Origin of the sequence: Enterobacter sp. Crenshaw, assembly GCF_024734705.1 — a bacterium.
Taxonomy (GTDB): Bacteria; Pseudomonadota; Gammaproteobacteria; order Enterobacterales; family Enterobacteriaceae; genus Enterobacter; species Enterobacter asburiae_B.
On record NZ_CP102932.1, the window covers coordinates 2,852,038 to 2,876,258 of the forward strand.

26 protein-coding genes are annotated in these 24,221 nt (G+C 53.0%); 7 read left to right on the top strand and 19 right to left on the bottom strand.

The window, feature by feature from the left end; genetic code table 11:
• Nucleotides 1-12: 12 nt before the first annotated feature.
• Together NWV12_RS13655 and NWV12_RS13660 are read right to left on the bottom strand one after the other, a co-directional pair.
• On the bottom strand, nt 13-561 hold the full coding sequence (locus NWV12_RS13655; RefSeq protein WP_039263671.1) for a spore coat U domain-containing protein: 549 nt from the start codon (nt 559-561) through the stop codon (nt 13-15).
• A gap of 12 nt (nt 562-573) precedes the next feature.
• A complete protein-coding gene (locus NWV12_RS13660) occupies nt 574-1,146 on the bottom strand; it encodes a spore coat protein U domain-containing protein (RefSeq protein ID WP_023312260.1) in 573 nt (190 codons plus the stop codon).
• A gap of 429 nt (nt 1,147-1,575) precedes the next feature.
• Here NWV12_RS13660 and NWV12_RS13665 point away from each other — a divergent pair, with 429 nt between their 5' ends.
• Nucleotides 1,576-2,841 carry a dicarboxylate/amino acid:cation symporter gene (locus tag NWV12_RS13665; RefSeq protein WP_033145875.1) on the top strand — a complete coding sequence of 422 codons (1,266 nt, stop codon included), beginning with the start codon at nt 1,576-1,578 and terminating at the stop codon, nt 2,839-2,841.
• Nucleotides 2,842-2,945: 104 nt separating this feature from the next.
• Here NWV12_RS13665 and cheW read toward each other — a convergent pair whose 3' ends face one another.
• From cheW to flhD, 6 genes are all read right to left on the bottom strand, one after another.
• Nucleotides 2,946-3,449, bottom strand: a complete 504-nt coding sequence (gene cheW, locus NWV12_RS13670) for a chemotaxis protein CheW (RefSeq protein WP_023312262.1) — start codon at nt 3,447-3,449, stop codon at nt 2,946-2,948.
• A gap of 19 nt (nt 3,450-3,468) precedes the next feature.
• Nucleotides 3,469-5,505, bottom strand: a complete 2,037-nt coding sequence (gene cheA / locus NWV12_RS13675) for a chemotaxis protein CheA (protein ID WP_048979946.1) — start codon at nt 5,503-5,505, stop codon at nt 3,469-3,471.
• 4 nt (nt 5,506-5,509) lie between these two features.
• Nucleotides 5,510-6,439 carry a flagellar motor protein MotB gene (gene motB, locus NWV12_RS13680; RefSeq protein WP_032658606.1) on the bottom strand — a complete coding sequence of 310 codons (930 nt, stop codon included), beginning with the start codon at nt 6,437-6,439 and terminating at the stop codon, nt 5,510-5,512.
• On the bottom strand, nt 6,436-7,323 hold the full coding sequence (gene motA, locus NWV12_RS13685) for a flagellar motor stator protein MotA (RefSeq protein WP_008500417.1): 888 nt from the start codon (nt 7,321-7,323) through the stop codon (nt 6,436-6,438). Before motA ends, motB begins: the two co-directional genes overlap by 4 nt.
• Before the next feature lie 123 nt (nt 7,324-7,446).
• Nucleotides 7,447-8,025, bottom strand: coding sequence for a flagellar transcriptional regulator FlhC (flhC, locus tag NWV12_RS13690; protein WP_013096051.1), 579 nt, complete (start codon nt 8,023-8,025; stop codon nt 7,447-7,449).
• Nucleotides 8,026-8,027: 2 nt separating this feature from the next.
• Nucleotides 8,028-8,378 carry a flagellar transcriptional regulator FlhD gene (flhD, locus tag NWV12_RS13695; protein WP_008500415.1) on the bottom strand — a complete coding sequence of 117 codons (351 nt, stop codon included), beginning with the start codon at nt 8,376-8,378 and terminating at the stop codon, nt 8,028-8,030.
• Between the two features lie 794 nt (nt 8,379-9,172).
• Between flhD and uspC the strand changes: the two genes are divergently transcribed.
• Nucleotides 9,173-9,601 carry a universal stress protein UspC gene (gene uspC, locus NWV12_RS13700; RefSeq protein WP_033145878.1) on the top strand — a complete coding sequence of 143 codons (429 nt, stop codon included), beginning with the start codon at nt 9,173-9,175 and terminating at the stop codon, nt 9,599-9,601.
• Between the two features lie 15 nt (nt 9,602-9,616).
• Here the strand turns inward: uspC and otsA are convergent, their stop codons facing one another.
• The 5 genes from otsA to araF form a co-directional block, all read right to left on the bottom strand.
• The gene (gene otsA, locus NWV12_RS13705; RefSeq protein ID WP_048979948.1) at nt 9,617-11,041 is read right to left on the bottom strand and encodes an alpha,alpha-trehalose-phosphate synthase; all 1,425 of its coding nucleotides are present in this window, start codon (nt 11,039-11,041) and stop codon (nt 9,617-9,619) included.
• Nucleotides 11,016-11,819 (bottom strand): trehalose-phosphatase, encoded by an 804-nt coding sequence (otsB, locus tag NWV12_RS13710; RefSeq protein WP_033145880.1) that lies wholly within the window; start codon nt 11,817-11,819, stop codon nt 11,016-11,018. The genes otsA and otsB overlap by 26 nt, the downstream gene beginning before the upstream one ends.
• A 176-nt stretch (nt 11,820-11,995) precedes the next feature.
• A complete protein-coding gene (gene araH / locus NWV12_RS13715; protein WP_029742191.1) occupies nt 11,996-12,982 on the bottom strand; it encodes an L-arabinose ABC transporter permease AraH in 987 nt (328 codons plus the stop codon).
• 14 nt (nt 12,983-12,996) lie between these two features.
• Entirely contained in the window at nt 12,997-14,511 is a 1,515-nt protein-coding gene (araG, locus tag NWV12_RS13720) for an L-arabinose ABC transporter ATP-binding protein AraG (protein WP_029742192.1), read from the bottom strand.
• Between the two features lie 71 nt (nt 14,512-14,582).
• Complete coding sequence (gene araF, locus NWV12_RS13725) at nt 14,583-15,572, bottom strand: arabinose ABC transporter substrate-binding protein AraF (protein WP_003859687.1); 990 nt, start codon at nt 15,570-15,572, stop codon at nt 14,583-14,585.
• A 787-nt stretch (nt 15,573-16,359) separates the two neighbouring features.
• Here araF and NWV12_RS13730 point away from each other — a divergent pair.
• The gene (locus tag NWV12_RS13730; protein ID WP_023312270.1) at nt 16,360-16,863 is read left to right on the top strand and encodes a non-heme ferritin-like protein; all 504 of its coding nucleotides are present in this window, start codon (nt 16,360-16,362) and stop codon (nt 16,861-16,863) included.
• A gap of 155 nt (nt 16,864-17,018) precedes the next feature.
• Nucleotides 17,019-18,362 carry an anaerobic C4-dicarboxylate transporter gene (locus NWV12_RS13735; RefSeq protein ID WP_023312271.1) on the top strand — a complete coding sequence of 448 codons (1,344 nt, stop codon included), beginning with the start codon at nt 17,019-17,021 and terminating at the stop codon, nt 18,360-18,362.
• 42 nt (nt 18,363-18,404) lie between these two features.
• Here NWV12_RS13735 and NWV12_RS13740 read toward each other — a convergent pair whose 3' ends face one another.
• Together NWV12_RS13740 and azuC are read right to left on the bottom strand one after the other, a co-directional pair.
• Entirely contained in the window at nt 18,405-18,656 is a 252-nt protein-coding gene (locus NWV12_RS13740; RefSeq protein ID WP_008500405.1) for a DUF2766 family protein, read from the bottom strand.
• Between the two features lie 108 nt (nt 18,657-18,764).
• Entirely contained in the window at nt 18,765-18,848 is an 84-nt protein-coding gene (azuC, locus tag NWV12_RS13745) for a stress response protein AzuC (RefSeq protein WP_014884364.1), read from the bottom strand.
• A gap of 234 nt (nt 18,849-19,082) precedes the next feature.
• Here azuC and yecR point away from each other — a divergent pair, with 234 nt between their 5' ends.
• Nucleotides 19,083-19,421, top strand: coding sequence for a YecR family lipoprotein (yecR, locus tag NWV12_RS13750; RefSeq protein ID WP_023336145.1), 339 nt, complete (start codon nt 19,083-19,085; stop codon nt 19,419-19,421).
• A 204-nt stretch (nt 19,422-19,625) separates the two neighbouring features.
• Nucleotides 19,626-20,123 (top strand): non-heme ferritin, encoded by a 498-nt coding sequence (ftnA, locus tag NWV12_RS13755; protein ID WP_023336146.1) that lies wholly within the window; start codon nt 19,626-19,628, stop codon nt 20,121-20,123.
• A 36-nt stretch (nt 20,124-20,159) separates the two neighbouring features.
• Here the strand turns inward: ftnA and NWV12_RS13760 are convergent, their stop codons facing one another.
• Complete coding sequence (locus NWV12_RS13760) at nt 20,160-20,501, bottom strand: hypothetical protein (protein ID WP_033145882.1); 342 nt, start codon at nt 20,499-20,501, stop codon at nt 20,160-20,162.
• 229 nt (nt 20,502-20,730) lie between these two features.
• Between NWV12_RS13760 and tyrP the strand changes: the two genes are divergently transcribed.
• Complete coding sequence (gene tyrP / locus NWV12_RS13765) at nt 20,731-21,942, top strand: tyrosine transporter TyrP (protein ID WP_048979950.1); 1,212 nt, start codon at nt 20,731-20,733, stop codon at nt 21,940-21,942.
• Between the two features lie 120 nt (nt 21,943-22,062).
• Here the strand turns inward: tyrP and NWV12_RS13770 are convergent, their stop codons facing one another.
• From NWV12_RS13770 to NWV12_RS13780, 3 genes are all read right to left on the bottom strand, one after another.
• Nucleotides 22,063-23,436 carry a hypothetical protein gene (locus tag NWV12_RS13770; RefSeq protein WP_053085579.1) on the bottom strand — a complete coding sequence of 458 codons (1,374 nt, stop codon included), beginning with the start codon at nt 23,434-23,436 and terminating at the stop codon, nt 22,063-22,065.
• Nucleotides 23,436-23,693, bottom strand: coding sequence for a PAAR domain-containing protein (locus NWV12_RS13775; RefSeq protein ID WP_023333978.1), 258 nt, complete (start codon nt 23,691-23,693; stop codon nt 23,436-23,438). Before NWV12_RS13775 ends, NWV12_RS13770 begins: the two co-directional genes overlap by 1 nt.
• A gap of 105 nt (nt 23,694-23,798) precedes the next feature.
• Nucleotides 23,799-24,143 carry a hypothetical protein gene (locus tag NWV12_RS13780; RefSeq protein ID WP_158641727.1) on the bottom strand — a complete coding sequence of 115 codons (345 nt, stop codon included), beginning with the start codon at nt 24,141-24,143 and terminating at the stop codon, nt 23,799-23,801.
• Nucleotides 24,144-24,221 lie beyond the last annotated feature (78 nt).

Consider the following 24,221-nt stretch of genomic DNA (forward strand, 5'->3'; position numbering starts at 1 on the left):
ACTCTCCCTTTATTACCATGACAAGGTCACGGTGAGCTGATCGGAATAGGTTCCCGCCGGGCTAAACCCGGTCAGTAGCGCCACGCCAAAAAGCGGCAGCGCGATATTATTGCTGTTGGTATAGGTCACCGCTATCGCCTGGTTGACGCCAATTTCGCTGTTCGCGGCCAGCGAGCTGCTGCTGTAGAGCCGGTATGGCACCATATCGACGCCGTTCGCGCGCTTCATGCGGCGAACGGATGAATAATTTTGACCGCCATTAATGCTCATGCTCAGCGCCACGCCTGGCGTACAGGCAATAGACAACGCCCCGTTTGGCACAAAGCTGGTGCTCACCGGCGCGCTCTCGACGCCGTTATGGCTGCCAAAATCCAGCGTACCGAGAAGCCCTCCGCTACCGGTGGCCACCGCGCATCCCGGGACAATCGTCGCGCTGACCTTAAACGACTGGGATGTCACCGCATCCGCCGTGGGCATCGTGAGCAATCCGACGATCAGCGCGAAAAAAGGCTGCACGCGTCCCTCTGCGCGTTTGCGCAGACCTGTGAGAGATGCCTTCATGGCGGTTCGGGACTAGTAGGTGACGCTGACGTTAATCGTGTCGGTGTAGGTTCCCGGAACGACCGTCACGCTGTTACCGCCGCCGGTAATCCGTCCGTAGAGGGTGTAACTGTCCACCCCTCCGGCCGTAGACGCGATCGGCAGCGCGGCGTTATTGGCAATCACGGTGTTAAACCCGCTGTCGCTGTACAGGCTGTAAGCCACGCCCTGTGCCGCGTTGGCCGTATTCACCAGATAGCGTTCAGGCGTGCCCGGCGAACCGACAACCGAGCCGGGCGCGGTGGAGTGGGTATTACCGGTGATCGCGACCGTATAGCTGGCGGTCGTACATTGAATGGTGAAGGTGTTTCCGCCGCTGGCGCCGCTCAGCTGCGTCGTAAGCGTGGAAAAGGTTGCCGGATGGGTACCGAAATCGAGCGTACCGAAGTTAATACCACTCTGCGCGGGCGAGCCGTTTATCAGACACCCGTTTGTCAGCGTCAGCGTTGCACCGATGGTGCCGCTGCTGGTGACGGCCAGCGCCTGATGGGCCGTTGTCGCAGCCAGTAAGGTGCCTGCGCAGATCAAAAGAAGTTTTCTTTTCATTTACCACCCTCCAGAAGACGTCTCCGTTCCCTTGCCACATTTTATTTTTGTCGTTCAAGATGTTAGCCCCGCTTAACGTTCCTCTGAGGGGGTTATTGAGAATTTAGTTTATGGATATCGCTTCGACCACCAGCCCGTTAACGCATAAGGCATATGTCTTATTGACTCAATTTTCTTATAAATAACAGAAATTTAAATTAATTCAGGCAGCGATTTTATTCTATTCGGGGAGAATATATCCATTAAAGTGTGACGACGATCACAATATATCGTCAGCGCATTAGCAACAAAATTAATAAAAATTAAAAAGGAGTTGTATCCCCCTACACTTTGCGTCAATTTATGTGCCGAATAATTTCCCGCATCGTAATAAAAAATTTATATGTATCGACGCGGGCTACATCTGAAGCGCATAGAGGGTCTTTTTTCGTGGCAAGTGCAAACAAACTCACACTCTTCATCGTGATATTCATGCTGGCGGGTATTCTTTCAGGGGCAGCAATTCATGAGTACGCATCTGCGGATGCCATCAAAGCCTGGTCGGATAATATTACCCTTCTGACCGATATTTTCCTCCGTCTGATCAAAATGGTCATTGCACCGTTGGTCTTCAGCACGCTCACCGTCGGCATTATGAAGCTGGGGGAAACCTCCACCATTGGCCGCGTTGGCGGCAAAGCGATGGTGTGGTTTATCAGCTCATCCGTGCTCTCTATTTTGGTTGGCCTGTTCATCGTCACGCTGGAGCATCCGGGAAGCGGTCTGAACCTGACGGTCCCGACAGAAGCGGTGGATACCGGCCTGGCCGTGGGCGGCATGACGCTGAAAGCATTCCTGTCGCATACCATTCCGACCAGCATCGCGGGGGCGATGTCGAACAATGAGATCCTGCAGATTGTGGTGTTCTCGATGTTCTTCGGCATCGGCGGCGCGTCGCTGGGGCAGAAATTCAACGCGCCGCTGGTGGCCGCGCTGGATGTGGTTTCCCATATCATGCTGAAGGTAACGGGTTACGTGATGTACGTTGCTCCGCTGGCCATTTTCGCGGCGATTTCATCCGTCATTGCCACGCAGGGTCTGGGCATTCTGCTGAACTACGCCTCCTTTATTGGCGGCTACTATGTTGCCATTCTTCTTACCTGCATGGTGCTGCTGGCCGTGGGCTACATGGTGCTGAAAAAAGAGGTGTTTCGCCTGGTCAGCATGCTGAAGGATCCGGTCCTGGTGGCCTTTACCACCAGCAGCTCTGAAGCCGCCTACCCGAAAACGCTGGAGCAGCTGGAGCGCTTTGGCTGTTCGCGCAACATCGCCTCTTTCGTTCTGCCGATTGGCTACTCCTTCAACCTGGTGGGTTCGATGGTGTACTGCTCTTTCGCCTCGATGTTTATCGCTCAGGCGTACAACATTCACCTGAGCTTCTCTGAAGTGACGGTGCTGATGCTGACCCTGATGCTGGCGTCGAAAGGGATTGCCGGCGTACCGCGTTCTTCACTGGTGGTGCTGGCAGCAACCATTCCGAGCTTTAATATTCCGGTGGCGGGTATTCTGCTGCTGATGGGGATCGACCACTTCCTGGACATGGGCCGTTCCGCAATTAACGTGCTGGGGAATGGTATTGCGACCGCGATGCTGTCGCAGAATGAAGGCGCGCGGGAAGCGGAAGCTGAAGCTGAGCTGGTAAAGCAGGAAGCGTAAGGTGAAAAAAAGGGTGAGGCCTGATGCCCTCACCCCTGCCCTCTCCCACAGGGAGAGGAAGCAAACACAAAAAACGGCAACCTGGGTTGCCGTTTTGCATTTACCTACGCTACGTGACTCGCGGCGATATCCAGCAGCGCCATCTCATCGCTGTTCAGCAGCTTCTCGATGTTCACCAGAATCAGCATACGCTCGCCGAGCGCGCCCAGGCCGGTCAGGTATTCGGTCGACAGCGTGACCGCAAACTCCGGCGCAGGACGAATTTGGTCAGAGGTCAGGGAAAGCACATCAGATACGCCGTCCACCACGATACCTACCACGCGCTGCCCCAGATTCAGAACGATCACCACGGTGTTGTCGTCGTAGTCAACGTCGCCCTGGCTGAACTTCACGCGCAGGTCCACGATTGGCACAATGACGCCACGCAGGTTGGTGACACCTTTAATAAAAGCAGGCGTGTTAGCGATGCGGGTAACCTGGTCGTAACCACGGATTTCCTGCACTTTCAGGATATCGATGCCGTACTCCTCATCGCCTAAAGTGAATACCAGGAATTCCTGCCCTGATGGCTCGCCCGCCAGTTTCGTTACATTACTCATACCGGTCATGTTATTACCTTCTACTTAATCAGGCGGCTGTGTACGCCACACGTTGTTCACGATTTAATCCCTGAAGCGCCGACACATCGACGATCAGCGCCACGCTACCATCACCCAGAATGGTGGCGGCAGAAATACCCGGCACTTTGCGGTAGTTGCTTTCGAGGTTCTTCACTACCACCTGGTGCTGACCAATCAGCTGATCGACCAGCAGCGCGTAGCGACGGCCCGCGCTTTGCAGGATCACAACGATGCCCTGCGTGGCCTCTGTCTTCGCCCCGTCCACTTCGAACACTTTCCACAGCTCAACCAGCGGCAGGTACTCACCGCGCACTTCGAGGACGCGCTCGCCGCCCGCCAGCGGATGCAGATCTTCTTCACGCGGCTGCAGGGATTCCATTACGGCGTTTAGCGGCAGGATAAAGACTTCGTCCGCCACTTTGACTGACATGCCGTCGAGGATCGCCAGCGTCAGCGGCAGCAGGATGCGAATGGTGGTGCCGGAACCCTGTTTAGACTGGATCTCAACGTGGCCGCCCATCTCCTGGATGTTACGTTTCACCACGTCCATGCCCACGCCGCGTCCGGACACGTCGGTCACCTGCTCCGCGGTAGAGAAGCCCGGCGCGAAGATCAGCATGCCCACCTCTTCGTCGGTCATGTTTTCATTGACCGCCATCCCCTGCGAAATCGCTTTTGCCAGGATGCGCTCGCGGTTAAGACCCGCGCCATCATCGGTCACTTCGATGCAGATATTCCCGCCCTGGTGTTCCGCAGAGAGGATCAGGTTGCCGACCGGCGATTTTCCGGCGGCGATGCGGTTTTCCGGCAGTTCAATACCGTGGTCGAGGCTGTTACGCACCAGGTGCGTTAACGGGTCGATAATGCGCTCGATCAGGCTCTTATCCAGTTCGGTTGAGCTGCCCATCAGGGTCAGTTCAATCTGTTTATTCAGCTTGCTGGCAAGGTCGCGAACCAGACGCGGGAAGCGGCTGAAGACATATTCCATCGGCATCATACGGATGGACATGACCGATTCCTGCAGGTCGCGGGCGTTACGCTGCAGCTGACCCATGCTGGTGATCAGATCGCCGTGGGTAACCGGGTCCAGTTCGTTAGAACGCTGAGCCAGCATCGACTGGGTGATCACCAGTTCGCCCACCAGGTTAATCAGCTGGTCGACCTTCTCAACCGCAACGCGGATGCTGGTTGACTCGCTGGAGCGCGCGGCAGGTTTCTCACCGCGGCCAGGTGCCGCGGCCTCTTTTGGCACTGCCTTCAGCGCCGGAGCCGCAGGAGCCACAGCCGGTGCGGCGGCCTGAGCGACAACGGCCACCTCTTCCGCAGCGGCAGGGGCGTCAACCGCGGGCGTTTCGGTTTCGAAGGCGATCTGGTCAGCTTCAATCACAAAGCACAGTACCGCCACGATATCGTCCTGGCCAATACCGTCATCAAGCGTCGCGGCAAGGCTGTCTTTGCCTTTTACCACGTTGCTTAACTTCGCCAGGTTACCCAGCTCTTCTTCCAGCAGGTTAACTTCACTCTCTTTGAGACGTGACAGCACAACGCGCAGTTTGCCCGCTTGTGCAGCGGCTGGCGCGGCCTCGTCGGCAGCAACCGCATCGACAACGCTCAGTTTCGCCGCAGGGACAACGGCTGCAGCGACCTCACCTTTTGCTTCCAGGGCGAGCTGGCGCAGCGCATTGCAGATGTATTCAAAGCTGGCGGCATCAGGCTCTGCCGAACTTTTATAGGCGTCGAGCTGTTCCTGCATAATATCTTTGGTTTCCAAAAACAGGTTGATAATGTCGGTATTGAGCTGCATCTCACCGCGTCGTGCTTCATCAAGCAGGTTTTCCATTAAATGGGTCGTTTCCTGCAGGATGGTAAATCCAAACGTTCCGGCTCCGCCTTTAATAGAGTGCGCCGCACGGAAGATGGCATTGAGCTGCTCGGAGTCCGGTGCTTCGGGCACCAAATCGAGCAAGTGTTGCTCCATATCGGCCAACAATTCGTCGGCTTCATCAAAGAATGTCTGGTAAAAATCGCTAATATCCATGCTCACGCTATCACCTCGGATTGGCTGGTGGCGATGTTGGAACGGCAGCCGAAGGAACGGCCCCAGGCTGTTTTAAATCGTCCAGTGACTCATTCTGACTTTCGGCGTTTTCATGCAGGATGGCCTGCTCCGCCTGCTGGTTCAGCACTAAAAGACTGATACGACGGTTGATGGCATCATCCGGCCCGCGGTCGGAAACGCGCATGGTTGCGGCCATGCCGACTACGCGCAGTACCTTGCCATCATCAAGCCCACCTACCACCAGCTCGCGACGCGAGGCGTTGGCACGATCGGCAGAAAGCTCCCAGTTGCTGTATCCCTTTTCCCCACTGGCATACGGGAAATCATCCGTGTGTCCTGACAGGCTGATTCGGTTAGGAATGCCGTTCAGCACCGGTGCAATGGCACGCAGAATATCGCGCATGTACGGTTCGACTTCCGCACTCCCGGTTTTAAACATTGGGCGGTTCTGGCTGTCGATAATCTGAATACGCAGCCCTTCCTGCACCAGGTCGATCTTCAGATGCGGGCGCAGCGCGCGCAGCTTCGGATCCGCTTCAATAAGCTGATCGAGATCGCCCCGCAGTTTCTTCAGACGCGCCTGCTCCATCTTTCTTTTCAGCTCGTCGATGTTCGGCTCTTTTTTCACCTCACCCTTCTGCTGGGTGTAATCATCGCCGCCGCCCGGGATCGGGCTTTCGCTGTTAGAGATACGCGGCCCACCGGCCACCGCCGTTGCCAGCGGCGTTCGGAAATATTCGGCAATCTGGATCAGTTCTTTTGGGCTGGAGATGGAGATCAGCCACATCACCAGAAAGAACGCCATCATTGCGGTCATAAAGTCGGCGTACGCAATTTTCCACGAGCCGTGTGCGCCATGCCCGCCGCCCTTGTGCTTGCGTTTTTTTACGATGACGATCGGATGGGACTGGTTTTTCATGCGTCCTCAGTTGTCGTCTGTTGGTTTGGGTTTTTCACCGCACGCACGTGTTCTTCAAGCTCGATAAACGACGGACGCTCGCTGGAGTAAAGCGTTTTACGGCCAAACTCAACCGCGATCGGTGGCGCGTAACCGTTGAGGTTAGAGAGCAGCGTGATCTTCACGCACTGCATCATTTTGGTGGTTTCCGCGCTCTTCTGGCGCAGAACGCTCGCCAGCGGAGAGATGAAGCCGTACGCCAGCAAAATACCGAGGAAAGTCCCCACCATCGCGTGGGCAATCAGCGCGCCCAGCTCGGCTGCCGGACGGTCTGCCGAGGCCAGGGCGTGAACCACGCCCATTACCGCGGCAACGATACCGAATGCCGGAAGCGAGTCGCCGACCAGCGCCAGGCTGTTGGCCGGCACTTCAGATTCGCTTTCGTGGGTTTCGATCTCTTCGTCCATCAGCGCTTCGATTTCGAAGGTGTTCATGTTGCCGCTGATGATGAGTCGCAGATAGTCGACGATGAAATCCAGCATCATGGCATCAGCAAGAATTCGCGGATAGCTGGCAAAAATTTCGCTCTCTTTCGGGTTTTCAATATCCCGTTCAAGCGAGAACATGCCCTGCTGACGCGACTTCGCCATCAGGCGATAGAGCAGTGCCAGCAGATCCATATACATGCTTTTGGTGTATTTCGAGCGACGGAACAGCAACGGAATCGCTTTCAGCGTGCCCTTGATCGATTTACCGTTGTTACCAACGATAAAAGCCCCTACCCCTGCACCGCCGATGATAATAAGTTCAGCCGGTTGATAGAGTGCTCCAAGGTGCCCGCCGGTCATCATGTAACCGCCGAAAACTGTACCGAGAACTACCAGGTAACCTAATAAGATAAGCACGACATCATCCTTCCGCTAGTGACTATGGCAAGGACGTCCAGCTCGCAGCGTTTACCGTTTGCGGGGTAAAAAAAAGCAGCGGTAATTGCTTACCGCTGCTGGAATCTTTCCCACACGTTCGGGTTAAACAGCTTGTTCGATCTGTTCATCCAGCAGTTGTGGAATAATATCGGCAGCATCCCGGGAAAGTTTACGTCTTTTTACTGCGCGGGATGGAGGCTGACATAAACTACAGGCGAAGCTGCCTGCAGGTTGATGAGCATGGGTAATAAAATTGCCGTCGCAGCAGTTGCAGCGCGACAGTTCAAGCATTCCGCTCTCAACAAAACGCACCAGCGTCCATGCGCGGGTCAGCGCCAGCAGAGGGCCTTCTTCCTGCTGTGGGCATTGTTCAAGGTAAAGTTTGTACGCTTTGATCACGGCGTCAACGCCGCTACACAAACCGGTTTTGAGAAGATACTGCCAGGCATTACAGAACATGGAAGCATGAATATTCTGCTCCCACGTCATAAACCAGTCGGTAGAAAACGGCAGCATGCCTTTCGGCGGGGGACTACCACGTAACTCTTTGTACAGTTTGATGAGACGACCACGGCTCAGCTGAGTCTCGCTTTCCAGCATTTGTAAACGAGCACCCAGTGTAATCAGCTCCATGGCCAACTGTATGTCACGCGCTTCCTGAACAATGCTTTTCTCGCTCATTGCTAGGCCCTTTTCTTACGGGCTACGTCATCAGGCTGGCTGATTTCGTTAAGCAAGCGAGTGGAAAGAAGAATACCGGTATGGATCTGTTGAAGATCGTCCACACGGGATTCCTGCGTCAGACGCGTTATTGTCTGTGAATCATCGAAACGGAACTGGCAAACCAGTTGATTCGTTTCAGCCAGTTTAACCATCTGCGGGAGGGTTAAGCCGCCCAGCATGGTTGCCATTTCTTCGTTAATACCCAGACGAAACATCGCGGACGCCTTGTCCTGACTAATCAAACGCTGCGCGAGCAGTAAATACGACAAATTGATGTCATAGATATGTTTTAGCAACTCGGATGTATGCATTGTTCCCATCCCGAATAACCAACTATTATTTTTATGCGGAAAGACCGCACCCCGTGATGTCGCCGGGAAATCACCCGGTATAAAAAAGAAAAGGCTAAATGCATAGTTGAATTTAGGTTTGTATTCACTGAAACCGTAAGAGAGAAACCGCGAATGCGTCTCTTACATGATTTATCATTTCTTACAAATAACTAAGATTTTTCCTAATTCGACGCAAACTCTACTCGTCAGTTTTGACACATACAATCCAGCCACCCTCAAATTTAAAAAAAATGTGATCCACGTCACACAATTTAAGTGAATATGACCCATAAATCCATCAGTATGACTTGTAATTTGTTCAATATTTAGCCAATCGGTACTGTTTTGTATTCTTAATTGACGAATACTCATGCAGAAGGGTGATCCGAACTGGCATGCAACGTGCTTTTCATACCGTAAGCGCCGCGCGGAAACATTTACATCAGGCCCCTCTCCTGGAAACATTTTTCTTACCGTGAAAAAACATATAGTTATGCAGGTAGCACAAAAAAGATGTTTCAGGACGTGATCATTCGAAATGAGTTTGTAACGGGTCAAAACGATTTAACAGTCAAGGCGTGAATTTGTGTGATTTACGTTAAGTTGTTAATTTTTTTCATTTAGGCGCGTTTTTCAGTTATTCTTCTTATAAGAATAATTAATGAATAATTATGATAAGCTTCACACTAATGTCGTAATCTGCTCTTGCAGAACCGGAGATTTCGCGGTAAAGGTGGTTAAACGCTGTCTTTCAGACATCAAAGGAGTGCGCCATGAGTTACTCCCATCTTCTTGTTTCCGTTGCAGTTTCCCCCGAAAGCCATCAGCTTGTCGCCCGGGCAGTTTCCATTGCCAGACCCCACAATGCCCGCATCAGCCTCATCACGCTCGCCGCTGAGCCGGAAATGTATAATCAGCTGGCCGCACCCATGCTGGAGGATATTCGCGAGGTTCTGCAGGAAGAAACGCAGCAATTTCTGCGCGAATTAGTGGAAAAGGCACAATATCCTGTTTATGAAACTGTTATTGCGACCGGGGAACTTAACGCCCATATTCTCGATATGTGTCGCAGACAAAATATAGATTTAGTGATTTGCGGGAACCATAACCACAGCTTTTTATCGCGGGCAGCCTGCGCGGCGAAATCTATTGTCGCGTCGAGCCAGGTCGATGTGCTGTTAGTGCCGCTTGGGGGGCATTAGCCCCCCAGCAGTAAATCAGGCGAGTTTAGGGAAGGTCGCGATCTTTTTTTGCAGATCGCCTTCATGGCTTTGCGGAGCGATATTCCGGAGATCCTGAATAAAACGCGCCTGCCAGTGGTTAATATCGTTCTTCCGGATCGTCTCCATCATGTCAGCATGGCGGGAAATACGTTCCGTGAGCGGCATTGTCAGGGCGCGATTCAGCGCGTTCGCCACGTCATCCCTGTCGTAAGGGTTAACGATGAGCGCCGACGTGAGCTCATTTGCGGCTCCGGCAAACTGGGAAAGCACCAGAACACCCGGGTCGGCAGGATCCTGGGCCGCCACATACTCTTTCGCCACCAGGTTCATCCCGTCACGCAGCGGCGTGACCAACCCAACGTCCGCATAGCGGAAGACCTTCATCAGGATCTTACGGTCAAAATGCTGATTCAGGTAAAACAGCGGCGTCCAGCCCAGCTGGCCGTAGCGGCCATTAATGCGGCCTGCTTCTGTCTCCAGCTGATGACGAATATCCTGATAGGCCTGAACCTCACCGCGCGACGTCGGCGCAATCTGGGTATAGCGAATTTTCCCGTGATGCTGCGGGTATTTATCCAGCAGCGTTTCATACGCCAGGAAGCGTTCCGGCAGCCCTTTGGAATAATCAAGGCGCTCAACCGAGAAGATATTTTTCACGTGCTTGAGTTCATTCTTAAGCTGCGCCAGCTTCGGCGGCAGCGGCCCGGAAGCCTGCTCCGCGATTTCGTCAGGTTCAATCCCTATTGGATAGACCTCAGTGTGGAAGGTTTTTCCCCACGCCGTATGGGTTTTCCCGCCTTTGGTCACCAGACGCGCTTTGCCAGACACGGAGTCAAGGAACGCGAGGCGGTCATTTTCGGTCTGGAAGCCCAGCAAATCGTAATCGCACAGCGCCTCCAGCAGCTCTTCATGCGGCGGCAGCGCGGTAAAAATTTCCGGCGTCGGGAAAGGAATGTGCAGGAAGAAGCCAATCCGGTTATTCACCCCCCTCTTTCGCAGCTCTCTCGCGAAGGGCAACAGGTGATAATCGTGGATCCATAAAATATCGTCTTCCTCTATTAATGGCAGCAGTTTATCCGCCAGCAGCGCATTTACGCGCGAGTAGCCTTCGAAGGATTCACGCTGGAATTTGACCAGGTCAAGACGATAGTGGAACGCAGGCCACAGGACGGCATTTGAGAACTGCGAGTAATACTCATCATAGTCTTTCTCTTTCAATGCAAATGAAGCCCACGTAATGTTTCCGCGCGTCACCTTTTTGAGCGGTTTCTCTTCTTCACTGATTTCTCCACTCCAGCCAAACCACAGCCCGCCAGCGGCTTTTAAGGCACCTAACACCCCTACCGCCAGGCCACCCGCGCTGGCTTTTTTATCGTCAGGCGGTGCGATTCGGTTAGAGACGACGACTAAGCGACCCATAATGGTTTCCCCCTTTGCTTTGCGCTATTTGTTGTTGTTGCTGGTTAGCGATGTCAGATATCCACTGCCAGACGCTGGCGACATCCGCCAGTCGCCATTCGGCAACCGTGTCACCAGGCCCCACCTTGACGGCGATCCCTCCGGCCTGATTCACCACGCGAAACCCGGCCTCGTCGGTCAGGTCATCCCCAATGAAAACGGGCGTTCGCCCTTTGAAAGGCGGCGACGCCATAAACGCGGCGATGGCCGCGCCTTTATTAATCCCTTTCGGTTTTAACTCTACGACGCATTTGCCGGGCTGCAATGCCAGCTGTGGATGGGCATCCGCAACCGTTTGAGCCAGCGCCAGTACGGCCTCCTCATGCTGCGGCGCCTGACGATAATGCAGGGCAAAGGCCATGCCTTTGGCTTCCAGCTCGGTGCCAGGCAGCGCTTCCAGCGCAGCAGAAAGCTGCTTCTGGAGCGTTTGCGTGAGTGCGTCAGGGAGTGAAACGATATGCGTGTGATCATGGATGTCGCGGCGCTCCGCTCCGTGTACACCGGCCAGCGGAAAGTGGTAAGGACTGGCGAGCGTATCCAGCTCGGCCATTGAGCGCCCTGATATCAATGCCAGTGCTCCCTCGTTCATGAGCGAGAGCTGATGCAAATCCTGTAACACCGCATCCGGAATAGACACCTGGTCAGGGTGCGGTTTTATCCCGGCGAGCGTGCCGTCGAGATCGAAAAAGAAAGCATAGTGTCCGGGCAGTACAGGCGGTGCGGTTAACATGTCAGCCACCCTTTTCCTCCTTACGGTTTATGAGAGGTAAACGCCTTTACCTCTTTCATAGCCATGTAAGTATAGACAGTGTGACGTCGCTCGCCATTTGACAACCGCCCCGCCAGTAAAACTGGCGGGGCGGTTAAGGGGTCAACTATGGTTATAAGTTGAGCAATAAAAGACGGGAAAAAGGGTTACAGGGTACGCTTCGCTTTTTGCTTGTAACGGTCGAAAATCACCGCTGCCAGCAGGATCAGACCACGAACCACGTACTGCGAGAACGGCGAAATGTTCAGCAGGTTCATGGCGTTCTCCACCGTCCCTAAAATCAGGATACCGGCCACCACATATGAGATTTTTCCGATGCCGCCCTTGAGGGAAACGCCACCTAAAACGCAGGCCGAAATGACGATCAGTTCGTAACCAATAGAGGTCATCGGCTGGCCGCTGGTCATGCGCGACGCAAGAATAATTCCCGCGGCGGCAGAAACCAGCCCCGAGAGCACAAAGATAATAATCTTGGTTCGCACCACCGGCACCCCGGCCAGACGAGCGGCCTCTTCGTTACCGCCAATCGCCAGCGTATTGCGGCCAAAGGTGGTCCGGTTGAGCAGGAAGCCGAACAGGATCAGGCAGGCCACGGTCAGCCAGATTGGCGCAGGCAGACCCAGCCAGTTGGCGTAACCCAGGGTAAAGAAGCGCTCGTCTTCAATCCCCACCGCTTTACCGTCGGAGATGATATAGGCCAGCCCGCGGACAATTTGCATCGTCGCAAGCGTGGTAATCAGGGCGTTAATCTTCAGGCGTGCGATAACAAACCCGTTCACCAGACCGCTGATGACACCGAGTAGCAGACCGGCGAGAACGCCAATCCACAGGCTCTCCGTCATGTTGATCACCACTGCCGTCGTGACGCCCGCACAGGCAATCACCGACGCTACCGACAGGTCAAAATCGCCGGAGGCCAGGCAGAACAGCATCCCGCAGGCCACCATCCCGGACATGGAAATGGCCAGCCCCAGCCCCTTCATATTAATGAAGGTGGCAAAGTTAGGAACAAAGATCGCGCAGGCGAGGAACAGTGCGGCAAAGACCACCAGCATGCCGTACTGATCCCAGATACGTCCAAAACTCAGCGCCGACTTCGACTTCGGCGCTCCGGATGTAGTAACAGAGGACATCATTAACTCCTTACTCAGGCGACAGCCTGGCTGACTTTAGGCATGGCGAGGTTCAACGCCTGTTGTTCATTCGCCTGTTCATGAAGTAATTCACCGGCAATTTCGCCTTCACGCATCACCACAATGCGGTCGGCCACGCCAAGCACCTCCGGCAGATCGCTGGAGGCGAAGAGCACCGCCACGCCGCGTTTTGCCAGCTCATAGATCACGTTATAAATCTCGTGTTTTGCCCCCACATCGATACCGCGCGTCGGCTCGTCGAGCAAAATGACCTTCATATCTTCCGACAGCCAGCGGCCTAAAATCGCCTTCTGCTGGTTTCCGCCTGACAGATTCATGATCAGCTGTTCCGGTCCCGGCGTTTTAATATTCAGCGAGCGAATATGGTGGTCGGCGTTGCTCGACTCCCAGCCATCGTTTATCAGGCAGCCTGCGCGAATAAACTTGCGGCGAGCGGAAATATTGATGTTGTCGCGTACCGAATGCACCGGAATAATCCCCTCGGCTTTACGGTCTTCCGGGCAGAGCATCATGCCCGCCCTGATCGCGTGGGCCGGTTTCTGGATATCGACCCGTTCGCCATCAATAGAAACCTGCCCATCGGTAATTCGGGTACCCCCGAACAGGCCTTTCATTAATTCACTGCGCCCCGCCCCCACCAGACCAAACAGGCCGACAATTTCGCCGCTGCGCACGGATAACGAAATCGGCGTGCGCACGCCCGGCGCTTTGACGCTGTCCAGACGCAGGCGTTCAGGGCCGTACTGACGCGGCTGCCAGTGATAAATATCACCCAGCTCGCGTCCGACCATCGCCTGAACAAGCTGGTCATGGTTAACCTGCTGCATGTCGGTAAAAGTGCGGACATAGCGCCCGTCTTTAAAGACGGTGATGGCGTCGCTCAGGGCAAATATCTCTTCCATGCGGTGCGAGACATACAAAATCGTACGGCCTTCCTGACGCAATTCGCGGATCACGCGGAACAGATTTTCAATTTCACGCGCAGAGAGCGAACTGGTGGGCTCATCGAAGGCGATAATTCTGGCGTTACGCGCCAGCGCCTTGGCAATTTCAACCATCTGCCACTGGCCGATGGAGAGATATTTCAGCGGCGTCTGGGGATCGACATCCAGACCCAGGTGTTTAAGCTGCAGCCCCGCTTCATAATTAAGTAGCGAACGATTTACCACGCCGCCTTTGTGCGGGAGCTGTCCTAAATAGATGTTTTCCGCCACGGTCATCTCGGGAATGAGGTGCAGCTCCTGATAGATGATCGCCACCCCGGCATTGAGCGCCGCCGTGGTATCGGCAAACGCCACCTCTTCGCCGCGAATGGCCAGCGTGCCGGTCGTAGGCGCGTAGTTGCCGCTGAGGATCTTCAACAGCGTGGATTTCCCCGCGCCGTTTTCCCCCATCAGGGCGTGAACCTGGCCGGCATAGCAGTCGAAGCTGATATCGGTCAGCGCGTTAACACCGGGGAAAGTTTTCCCGATGCCGCGAAAAGAGAGATACGGATCAGACTGTCGCATAACGTCTCCGTGATTCCTGTAGTGTGTACGTCTGGCCCCTCACGATGCATGAGGGGCACAATCACAGCGTATTACTTACCGCCCAGCCCTTTTTTCGCCAGCTCCTCTTTGAAGTTGTCGCGGGTAATCAGCACCACGTCGGTCACTTCGGTAAATTTCGGCGGTTCGGCCCCTTTGGTTACCCAGTTGTAGAGCATCTCACTGGATTTGTAGCCGTGAACGTCCGGGCTCGGCAGCAGAGAACCGTAGAAGCCGGTAGCCTGCGCTTTGGACAGCTCGCTGACGGCGTCAACGCCGTTGATGCCAATCCCGATCACGTCAGGCGCTTTGAAGCCCTGGCCTTCCGTCGCGCGCACCCCGCCCAGCACGGTGTTGTCGTTCATGCCGACCACCAGCCAGTGTTTGACCTCCGGATGCTGGACCAGCATAGAGTTCGCGGCGTCGAAAGCGCCCGGGATATCGTTGGATTTGGTTGGGACTTTATAGATCTGTTTTTCCGGGAAGCCGGCCGCTTTCAGCGCATCCATTGAACCGGTAGTACGACGACGGGCGGTGTCCAGCTCGTCAGCCGTGATAGCCATCACCGCGGTCTCTTTGACATCCCAGCCGCGCTTTTGCATCTCTTTATAGAGTTCCTGGCCCTGGCGTTCGCCGATTTTGGTCGCCGCCATCATGACCAGCGGGACGGTGTCCATCGGCTTGCCTTTGGCGTTAACGAACTGATCGTCAACCGCGATGACCTTCATATCGTAACCGCGCGCTTTCGCCGCGATTGCCGACCCCAGCTTTGGATCCGGAGTACAGATAACGAAACCTTTTGCACCGCTGGCCGCCAGGCTGTCGATGGCGTTCAGGGTTTTTTCGCCGTCAGGCACGGCGATTTTAATGACTTCAAAACCTAAATCTTTCCCGGCTTTATCTGCGAATTTCCACTCAGTCTGGAACCAGGGCTCTTCGGGCTGTTTTACCAAAAAACCGAGTTTTAAATTCTCAGCGATAGCGGATTGTGACATAACGGCAGCCAGACCGATGGCCGCCAGCGCTTTAGTAAATTTGTGCATGGTAAACTCCAGCTTTAGCAAGCTTTTCTGTAGGGAATAAGTGCGTGCTTCTTATTTAATCGGACTTAAAACAAGGCATTAGCGCTTACCTCGTCATAAGCGTTATTGCTGGTGATAGTTTTAGCGGGAAATTAATCATCCATAAGAGAGCCCCATCACACCGCAGAATTACAGTAATTGCGTACATAAATTCAGCGAAAAATGACATAAAAAAGGCAGAATTTGTCAGACAAATAGAAGAGGGTTAAGCAGAATTATCCATAAGATTAGCCAAGATATCCCTGATGCCTCTCAGCGGACAAAACGGCACCTGGCGTTAAGGGGTTCAACATGTTTTTCATCACGAATGTACAACGCACCTGAAAAAACGTTATTCCGCAGAATTTGATTTAGCGCAATTTTATTGACACATCATATATTCGAAATGATTAATCCGTATTTTTCCTTTTCCCGGAGTAATATTCCAACTTAATATTTTCGAAAGAGTAACAGTGTGCCCTCAAGATAAAAACCGTTAATTATTAGGCCATTAAGCCACATTCAATTCATGGCGAGCTAATTGTATTTCTGTACTATATTAAACTTTGTAATGTATGGTAAATATAGTCTGATTAAGAGTTTTCTTAGACCCAATACAAGGGTATGCTTATTTATATCGAACACAGGAAGTGAATTTCGGTCGACTTCGGTCACGGCAGAATGTCTATTTCTGCTCTTCTCTTCGTATTTGCCTGGCGCTCAGGTTACGCAACGGACATCACGTCCCACAGTCAATAAGGATATGAGTATGGCTACCCAAACGATGATGCAAAAACTTAACGCGCAGATGAACCTTGAGTTCTACGCCTCGAATCTGCACCTTCACTTAAGCGCGTGGTGTGCCGAGAATAGTCTTACGGGGTCTGCCACATTCTTTCGCTCTCAGGCGCAAAGTAACGTCACCCACATGATGCGTGTCTTTAACTTCCTGAAAGCCGCAGGGGCAAATCCTGTCGTTAAAGCCCTTGATGGGATCAACGAAAACTACTCCTGCCTGGAAGAACTGTTTCAGAAAACGCTTGAAGAGTACGAGCAACGCTGCAGCACGCTCAGCAAACTTGCCGATGAAGCCAAAGCGCAGCAGGATATTACGACGCTCAAATTCTTACGCGATATGGACAAAGAGCAGCAGCAGGATGGCATGCTGCTGAAGACGCTGGCGGATGAGATCCATAATGCGCAGCAGGCGGGTTTATGTCCTGAGCAAACCGACCGTCATCTGCTCGACATTGTGGCGGTCCAGCACCACTGAGTTTTGGCCTGCTTCCGTCCCGGGGAGCAGGCCCCCCTCCCATCTCCAACCTTCTGCTTTTGCTGAAATTTAACAAATCAGATCTGGCTCCCAATGATTAACCACACAACGTGTGATGATTTATTTAGTTACATATTCATTGACGAGGGAGCATCATGATCACCATTGAGTTTGTTGTCATTCTCCTCTGCCTGCTGACGGGTACGCGTTTCGGCGGTATGGGGCTTGGGTTAATCAGCGGTATTGGTCTTTTTATTTTATGTTTTGTCTTTGGTCTGCAACCGGGTAAACCGCCGGTTGACGTTATGCTGACCATCCTTGCGGTGATTGGCTGTGCGGCTACGCTGCAGACTGCGGGCGGCCTCAACGTCATGATGCAGTTTGCCGAACGTCTGCTGCGCAAACACCCGCAGCACATCACCCTGCTCGCCCCTTTCACCACCTGGATGCTGACCTTTCTGTGCGGCACCGGGCATGTGGTCTACACCATGTTCCCCATCATTGCGGATATCGCCCTGAAAAAAGGGATCCGCCCCGAGCGCCCCATGGCCGTGGCCTCGGTGGCATCACAGATGGCGATTACGGCTTCCCCCGTTTCCGTTGCCGTTGTGTCGCTGGTGTCTATCCTGGCGGCCCAGCATGGGATCGGCCACGCGTGGGGGATCCTGGAAATTCTCGCCGTGTCGGTTCCCGCTTCGCTTTTCGGCGTGGCCATTGCGGCCCTGTGGAGTTTACGCCGTGGGAAAGATTTGGCTGATGACATAGAGTTTCAGGAAAAGCTGAAAGACCCTAAGCAGCGCGAGTTTATCTACGGCGGTACGGAGACGTTAATGAATCAGCGTTTCCCTAAACAGGCCTACTGGTCCACGTGGATTTTCTTTGCCGGTATTGCCGTGGTCGTTTTGCTGGGGGCATTCCCGGAACTGCGCCCCGCCTTTGAGGTGAAAGGCAAAATGACGGCGCTGTCGATGAACCTTGTCATTCAGATGATGATGTTAATTGCGGGCGCCGTGATGCTGATGGCCTGTAAGGTTAATGCGTCGGCCATTTCCAACGGCGCGGTGTTCAAGGCCGGTATGGTCGCGATCTTCTCGGTGTTCGGCGTGGCGTGGATGAGCGATACCTTTTTTCAGGCGCATCTCGACGAGTTAAAGCTGGCGCTGGAAGGCGTGGTGAAGAGCCACCCGTGGACGTATGCCATTGTGCTGTTTCTGGTGTCAAAACTGGTGAACAGCCAGGCGGCTGCGCTGACGGCCGTTGCGCCAATGGGCCTCATGCTCGGCATCGACCCGAAAATGCTGATCGCCTTTTTCCCGGCGTCCTACGGCTATTTTGTCCTGCCGACCTATCCCAGTGATTTGGCCTGCATCGGCTTTGACCGTTCAGGCACCACCCGCATCGGCAAATTTATCATCAACCACAGCTTTATTCTGCCAGGGCTGATTGGGGTAAGCTGCGCGTGCGCGGCGAGCTACCTGCTGGTCCAGACGTTCTTTTAACCGCTTCAAAGGGCGACACGTGCCGTCGCCCCTACCCCTGCTTTAGTGGGACTCACCCTGCGGCGTGAATCGCAGCTCAATCAGCGCGATAGCTTTCTGGATCGCACGAAGCGTAACCGGGTCAGCGGCAGCAGGATGGCTGGCGAAATCGATGTTTTTCAGCTGCGTAGACATCTTCTCGCGCACTTCAACCGGCGCAATCACGTCCAGAACATCAAGGATTTGTTTGATAACCAGCTGACAGGCGACAACGTCAGAGACCAGTTCCTGATCGGCGCTCAGGTTTTGTGACATGGGTTTTCTCCTTATTTAAAGGCCGCCATAGTAGCAAAACACGCCCCCTGACATCTTCCCTTCGTCGCCTGCAGGTACAAAAAAACCCGCCGAAGCAGGTTTTTTTAATCAGAACATGGCGCCTGGCGGCACGTCTTTGAACGTGCGGCAGTAATTGGCCCACATGCTTTTCAGGATTTTGCGCAGTTTCACGATGATGCTCCATTAACTTGTTATACAACTTTATTGTCAACGTGCTTATAATATGACCATTATCACAAAAATCAATCATTTTGTGATTCTCATCACATTTTTATAAGAGGTTGTCCTGATAGCACTCCCCTCTGACCCGTTGCGAAGAGTGAGGGCAGATTGTCCGGCTATTCCAGGCATTGCAGCGGGCATCTGCGGGTACGATAAGATATTTCCATCCACTCAGAGCGAACCATGAAAAGAGTCATTGTAGCCGGCACAATCCTGCTGCTCGCGGGGTGTAGTATCAACCGCCAGGCTGAAGTCAGCAGCCTCGACGCGCCGAACGGCATCGTCCGCCTCGATTACGGCCAGGCAGCGCTGCAAAATGCGTATTCCGATGAGTATGTGAATAACGGCACGGCGGCAAAAGCGTGTCAGAGCATGGGGTATGCCACCGCCTCAGCCTATGGTCAGCCCATCAAAACCTGCACCCTGACGAGCGGCTCTTTGTGCCTGAACGAGAGCGTGACTATCCAGTATAAATGTATGGGTTACGCCGTTAACCCTAAGTCAAATAACCCCTGGTATTAATCAACCCTGCCAGCGTTTGCTGGCAGTATATTTCATTACGAACAAAAACAATTCTCATTAATAAATTATAAAAATCGCCAATGCGTTTTATTCCCATTCGTATTTTAAATAAATAAAATAAAAATTTTACGTTTTGCAAATAATTAAATAACAAATTATAGTGTCGCTCAATGTGAACCAGAAATAATAATCCGGAGCGTCACCATGCTGAAAACTGAAATGATCGACAAGCTCAACGCACAAATGAACCTTGAGCTTTTTTCATCCCTGCTCTACCAGCAGATGAGCGCCTGGTGCAGCTACCACAGCTTCGAAGGTGCGGCCGCGTTTCTGCGTCGTCACGCTCAGGAAGAGATGACCCACATGCAGCGTCTTTTTGATTATCTTACGGATACGGGCAGCCTGCCGCGCATTGAAACCGTGACATCACCTTTCGCTGAGTATAATTCTCTCGATGAACTGTTCCGCGCCACCTACGAGCACGAGCAGCTGATCACGCAGAAAATTAACGAACTGGTTCATGCCGCAATGACCAGCCAGGATTACCCAACCTTTAATTTCCTGCAGTGGTACGTCGCTGAACAACATGAAGAAGAGAAGCTGTTTAAATCCGTGCTGGATAAATTATCTCTGGTGGGTAAATCCGGCGAAGGTCTTTACTTTATTGATAAAGAACTTTCCACTCTCGATACGCAGAATTAATTTTAGCGCGGTGCTGGTTTCCGGCACCGCGTTAATTTACATACACCCGGCGCAGCTGGTGCAGCGCCAGTCATGAGGATTCACCGCCTGGTAAAAATAGCGGTAGCTGGACGTCTCCAGCGGAATCCCCACCTCGAAGAACATATCCGTTAACCAGTCGACATTCTCAACGATCCACTCATCTTCCTGTAAGCCTTGCGCAAAGGTTTCGTCTTCAGGATCGATAACCGAATAGATTGCCCAGGTGCCCATATCCTTTTCACGGCGGGACTCGGGAAGTATCAGGGGCTGGTTCTGCCAGCTGATTATCCAGTGGCCATGGCACAACAGGTTGCCTCCCCGGCTCCATGCCGCGGTGAATGGATTCGCCCCAGCCATAAAACCCTCACTTAATTTGATAATTTATATTTATTGTTTACGTTACGCCGGAATGTCGCCTGGCAACATTGCCCTTATGAAGTAGGCCTGCGCCTAAAAAGGGTCAGAGCGCAAGCAGTTCGTAAATAATTCATTACACTACTTGTAACGGTGATTTGACGAGTTACGGCTTTTCCCTTACTCTGCGCCGCAGATTTTGTCGCGGTTAAGCATCGTTGTAGAGGAAAGCGTGAGAAACAGAACCCTGGGAAGTATTTTTATCGTCGCCGGAACGACGATTGGCGCAGGAATGCTGGCAATGCCCCTGGCTGCCGCGGGCGTGGGATTTGGCATGACCCTGCTGCTGCTGGGTACGCTCTGGGCGCTGATGTGTTACACCGCCCTGCTTCTGCTTGAGGTTTACCAGCACGTGCCCGCAGACACCGGTCTGGGTTCGCTTGCGGCGCGCTATCTGGGACGCTACGGCCAGTGGATAACCGGCTTTAGCATGATGTTCCTGATGTACGCCCTGACCGCCGCCTATATCAGCGGCGCCGGGGAACTCATCGCCTCCAGCGTCAACGACTGGTTTGGCTCTGACATTACTCCGGCGACGGGGGCTATCTTCTTTGCGCTCATCGGCGGCGGCGTGGTCTGCGTGGGGACATCGCTGGTCGATCTGTTTAACCGCTTTCTGTTCAGCGCCAAAATTCTCTTCCTGATCGTCATGCTGGTGCTGCTGGCGCCGCACGTGCACAAGGTCAACCTGCTGACGCTGCCGCTGGAAAAAGGGCTGGCGCTCTCCGCTATCCCGGTCATTTTCACCTCGTTTGGCTTCCACGGCAGCGTGCCAAGTATCGTCAGCTATATGAACGGCGATATCCGCAAGCTGCGCCGCGTCTTTGTTATCGGCAGCGCGATCCCGCTGATCGCCTATATTTTCTGGCAGCTGGTGACGCTGGGCAGCATTGACTCTTCAACCTTTATTGGGCTGATGGCGCAACACGCTGGCCTGAACGGTTTTTTGCTGGCGCTGCGCGAGGTCGTCACCTCCCCGCACGTGGAGCTGGCGGTACACCTGTTTGCCGACCTGGCGCTGGCAACCTCGTTCCTGGGCGTGGCGCTCGGCCTGTTTGATTATCTGGCCGACCTGTTCCAGCGTCGCAATACCGCGGCCGGACGGTTGCAGACGGGTGCCATCACCTTCCTGCCGCCGCTCGCTTTTGCGCTGTTTTACCCACGCGGGTTTGTGATGGCGCTGGGCTACGCAGGGGTGGCGCTCTCTATCCTGGCCCTGCTGCTCCCTTCCCTGCTGGCGTGGAAGAGCCGCCAGCAGCATCCTCAGCAGGGATATCGCGTGGCGGGAGGAAAACCGCTGCTGTGCGTTGTGTTTGGCTGTGGGGTGGTGATTATTCTGGTGCAGGTATTGATTGCAGCCGGGATGCTGCCGGAAGTGGGATAAAAAAGGGTTTAAGGGGAAACTACCCGCTTTCATAGAGATCGATTCCCCTTTTAAAAATCCCTTATATCCTGATCATAACCATCCATTATGCTGTCGTTAAAATCATTGGTTCATTCATCATCACATCCCCATGTGCTCATAAGCTTTGTCACCATAATACCAGGTAAACAATGCCCCCATCCCAATGAATAAACCTATTACCAGAACAGCCATTATAGTTATAAACCAGCCGGATAACATTTTGCCGTCGTCACCAGCGCTGGCAATGCTTAACATCAATCCAAAAAAGAACATCAGACCGCCGATCCCGCCAACTTCCCACGGCAACGTATATCTTTTTTCTTCGGGATAATCTGGTTGGCAGGTTAACCGGGAGGATAACGCGGCCATGGCAAAATGGTTCTGTTCGGACACGGCCACAAGCTGATCGCCCTGCCCGTAAATAACCGCATCAGCGGCCAGCGTCAGCATCAGCCACTGATAACCGGCAGAGCCCTCACCGAGCGATGCTTCAAGCTCCAGCCTGTCAGGCACCACTTTGTACTGATCCAGCACTTCCAGCAGCGGATACTTCTCTGTGCGGGATAACCCGGTATACCAGAGTTGCTTAGGCTTGCTAACGGTTTCTGTCCTCAGGTACACGGGCACTTTGCTTTCTACGTCTGTGACACCCGTCATCGGCTGATAAAAATAAACCGGTTTTTCTCCTTCTGTTTTGACGTAGTCGTTCGTGAAGAGAAGTGCCGTAACATTTTCCATCTGTTTAGACGCTTCTTCGTCAGAATACAGATCGACACAGATAAGCAGCCGTTCTACGACGTAGCTTTTCGCCAGCTTTATCCATTCCGTGACTTGCGTATAGTCCGGGCATTCAGGTAAAAAAGTGATTTTCTTTGTCGCGATCGCAGAACGTTTAAGCACGCGCCGGAGTTCATCGCTACAGGATTCATCCCCGCCTCGAACCCACACCAGCACTTCAATCTGCTGGTACCGAGAAAGTTTCCCAGCCATGGGCTCCAGAACGCGGGATATTGCCTGCCCGGCCCTCGTGAAATCGAAAGATTCTTCCAGCTCGATTTTCAACGGCATTTTAGCGGCCAGCGGAAACTCGCCCTCAAGTTTCAGCATTCTCAATGCCAGTTCCTTTGTTGCCTTTGGTGGAGTGAGTACCGACCAGCCTGCAAGGGTAATGTTCCCCCTGGCGAAGCTGACAAGCTTGTATTCCTGCCGGGCGGCAATCAGCAGCCTCGTTTCCATGTAATGCCTCATGACGTGATACCCGATAGAACACACCTGAACGAACCCCGTCAGAAAAACAACTGGAATAACCACGGACTGGGCAAAAAAATCGAGATCGACATGTTTATTACCTGGCCAGGTGACAGCCCGGACGGCCAGGCAGATAACCACGACGACCACATATAAGAGACATATCCACAAATAGGGATATTTCTCGTCAAATTCATTCTGCTTTGAGAATAACCACCAGTTCATCAAACAGCCCCCGCAGTGGGGAGCGTGGTGCGAATGGCACAGCCGCACGCCGCTTTACAGCCATCCACGACCACGCCGCGGCCGTTCATCGTCCAGGTCGGGTGGCATTCGTTGATAGGGAACGTTCCTTTGTGCTCAGGGCACATAACCAGATCGTTTTTTAGGGCCACAGGTTTTCCCATAAAGTCCGCGCCGGACGCTTTAATCACTTTTCCACCGCTCACCAGCGGGTCATTGAGTCGAATTACGCCGTTCATGGTTATGTCCTTATTTACCTACAGTACCCATCCCAAATGGAATGATGAAAATCTGCACTGGAATGGTCACAGCATCAAGGAGAATAGTCACAGGATAAAGCAACATTAAAGCATAAGAGCTGAGAGGCGTGTGCTCAGTATACTTTTCATAGCCAATATTACTGGTTTTTGTAAGTGGATAATATTTTGTTCTTCAACTCTCACAGGCTTCTGATTGTAATCGCCAGATAACTCACTGATCTCAAAAACACATTCATTCATCTCATTTAATTGGCATTTTGTGTTAGAAAGCAATTCATTAGCTTTATCTAAGTTTTTAAATGAATAAACAAAATCTACTTTCCCATAAACTTTTGTATAATCACCTTCATCAAACAAACTAAACTCACCATTTTGCCTTAATGATAAGTTATCAACATTCATCAAAGATGAAGATAGAATTTTTTTCAACCCATCCGAATCATCAATACCAGAAAAGAGCTATTCACCCCACCCAGTTGAATAGAATAAGGGGAGTTTTTATCAATA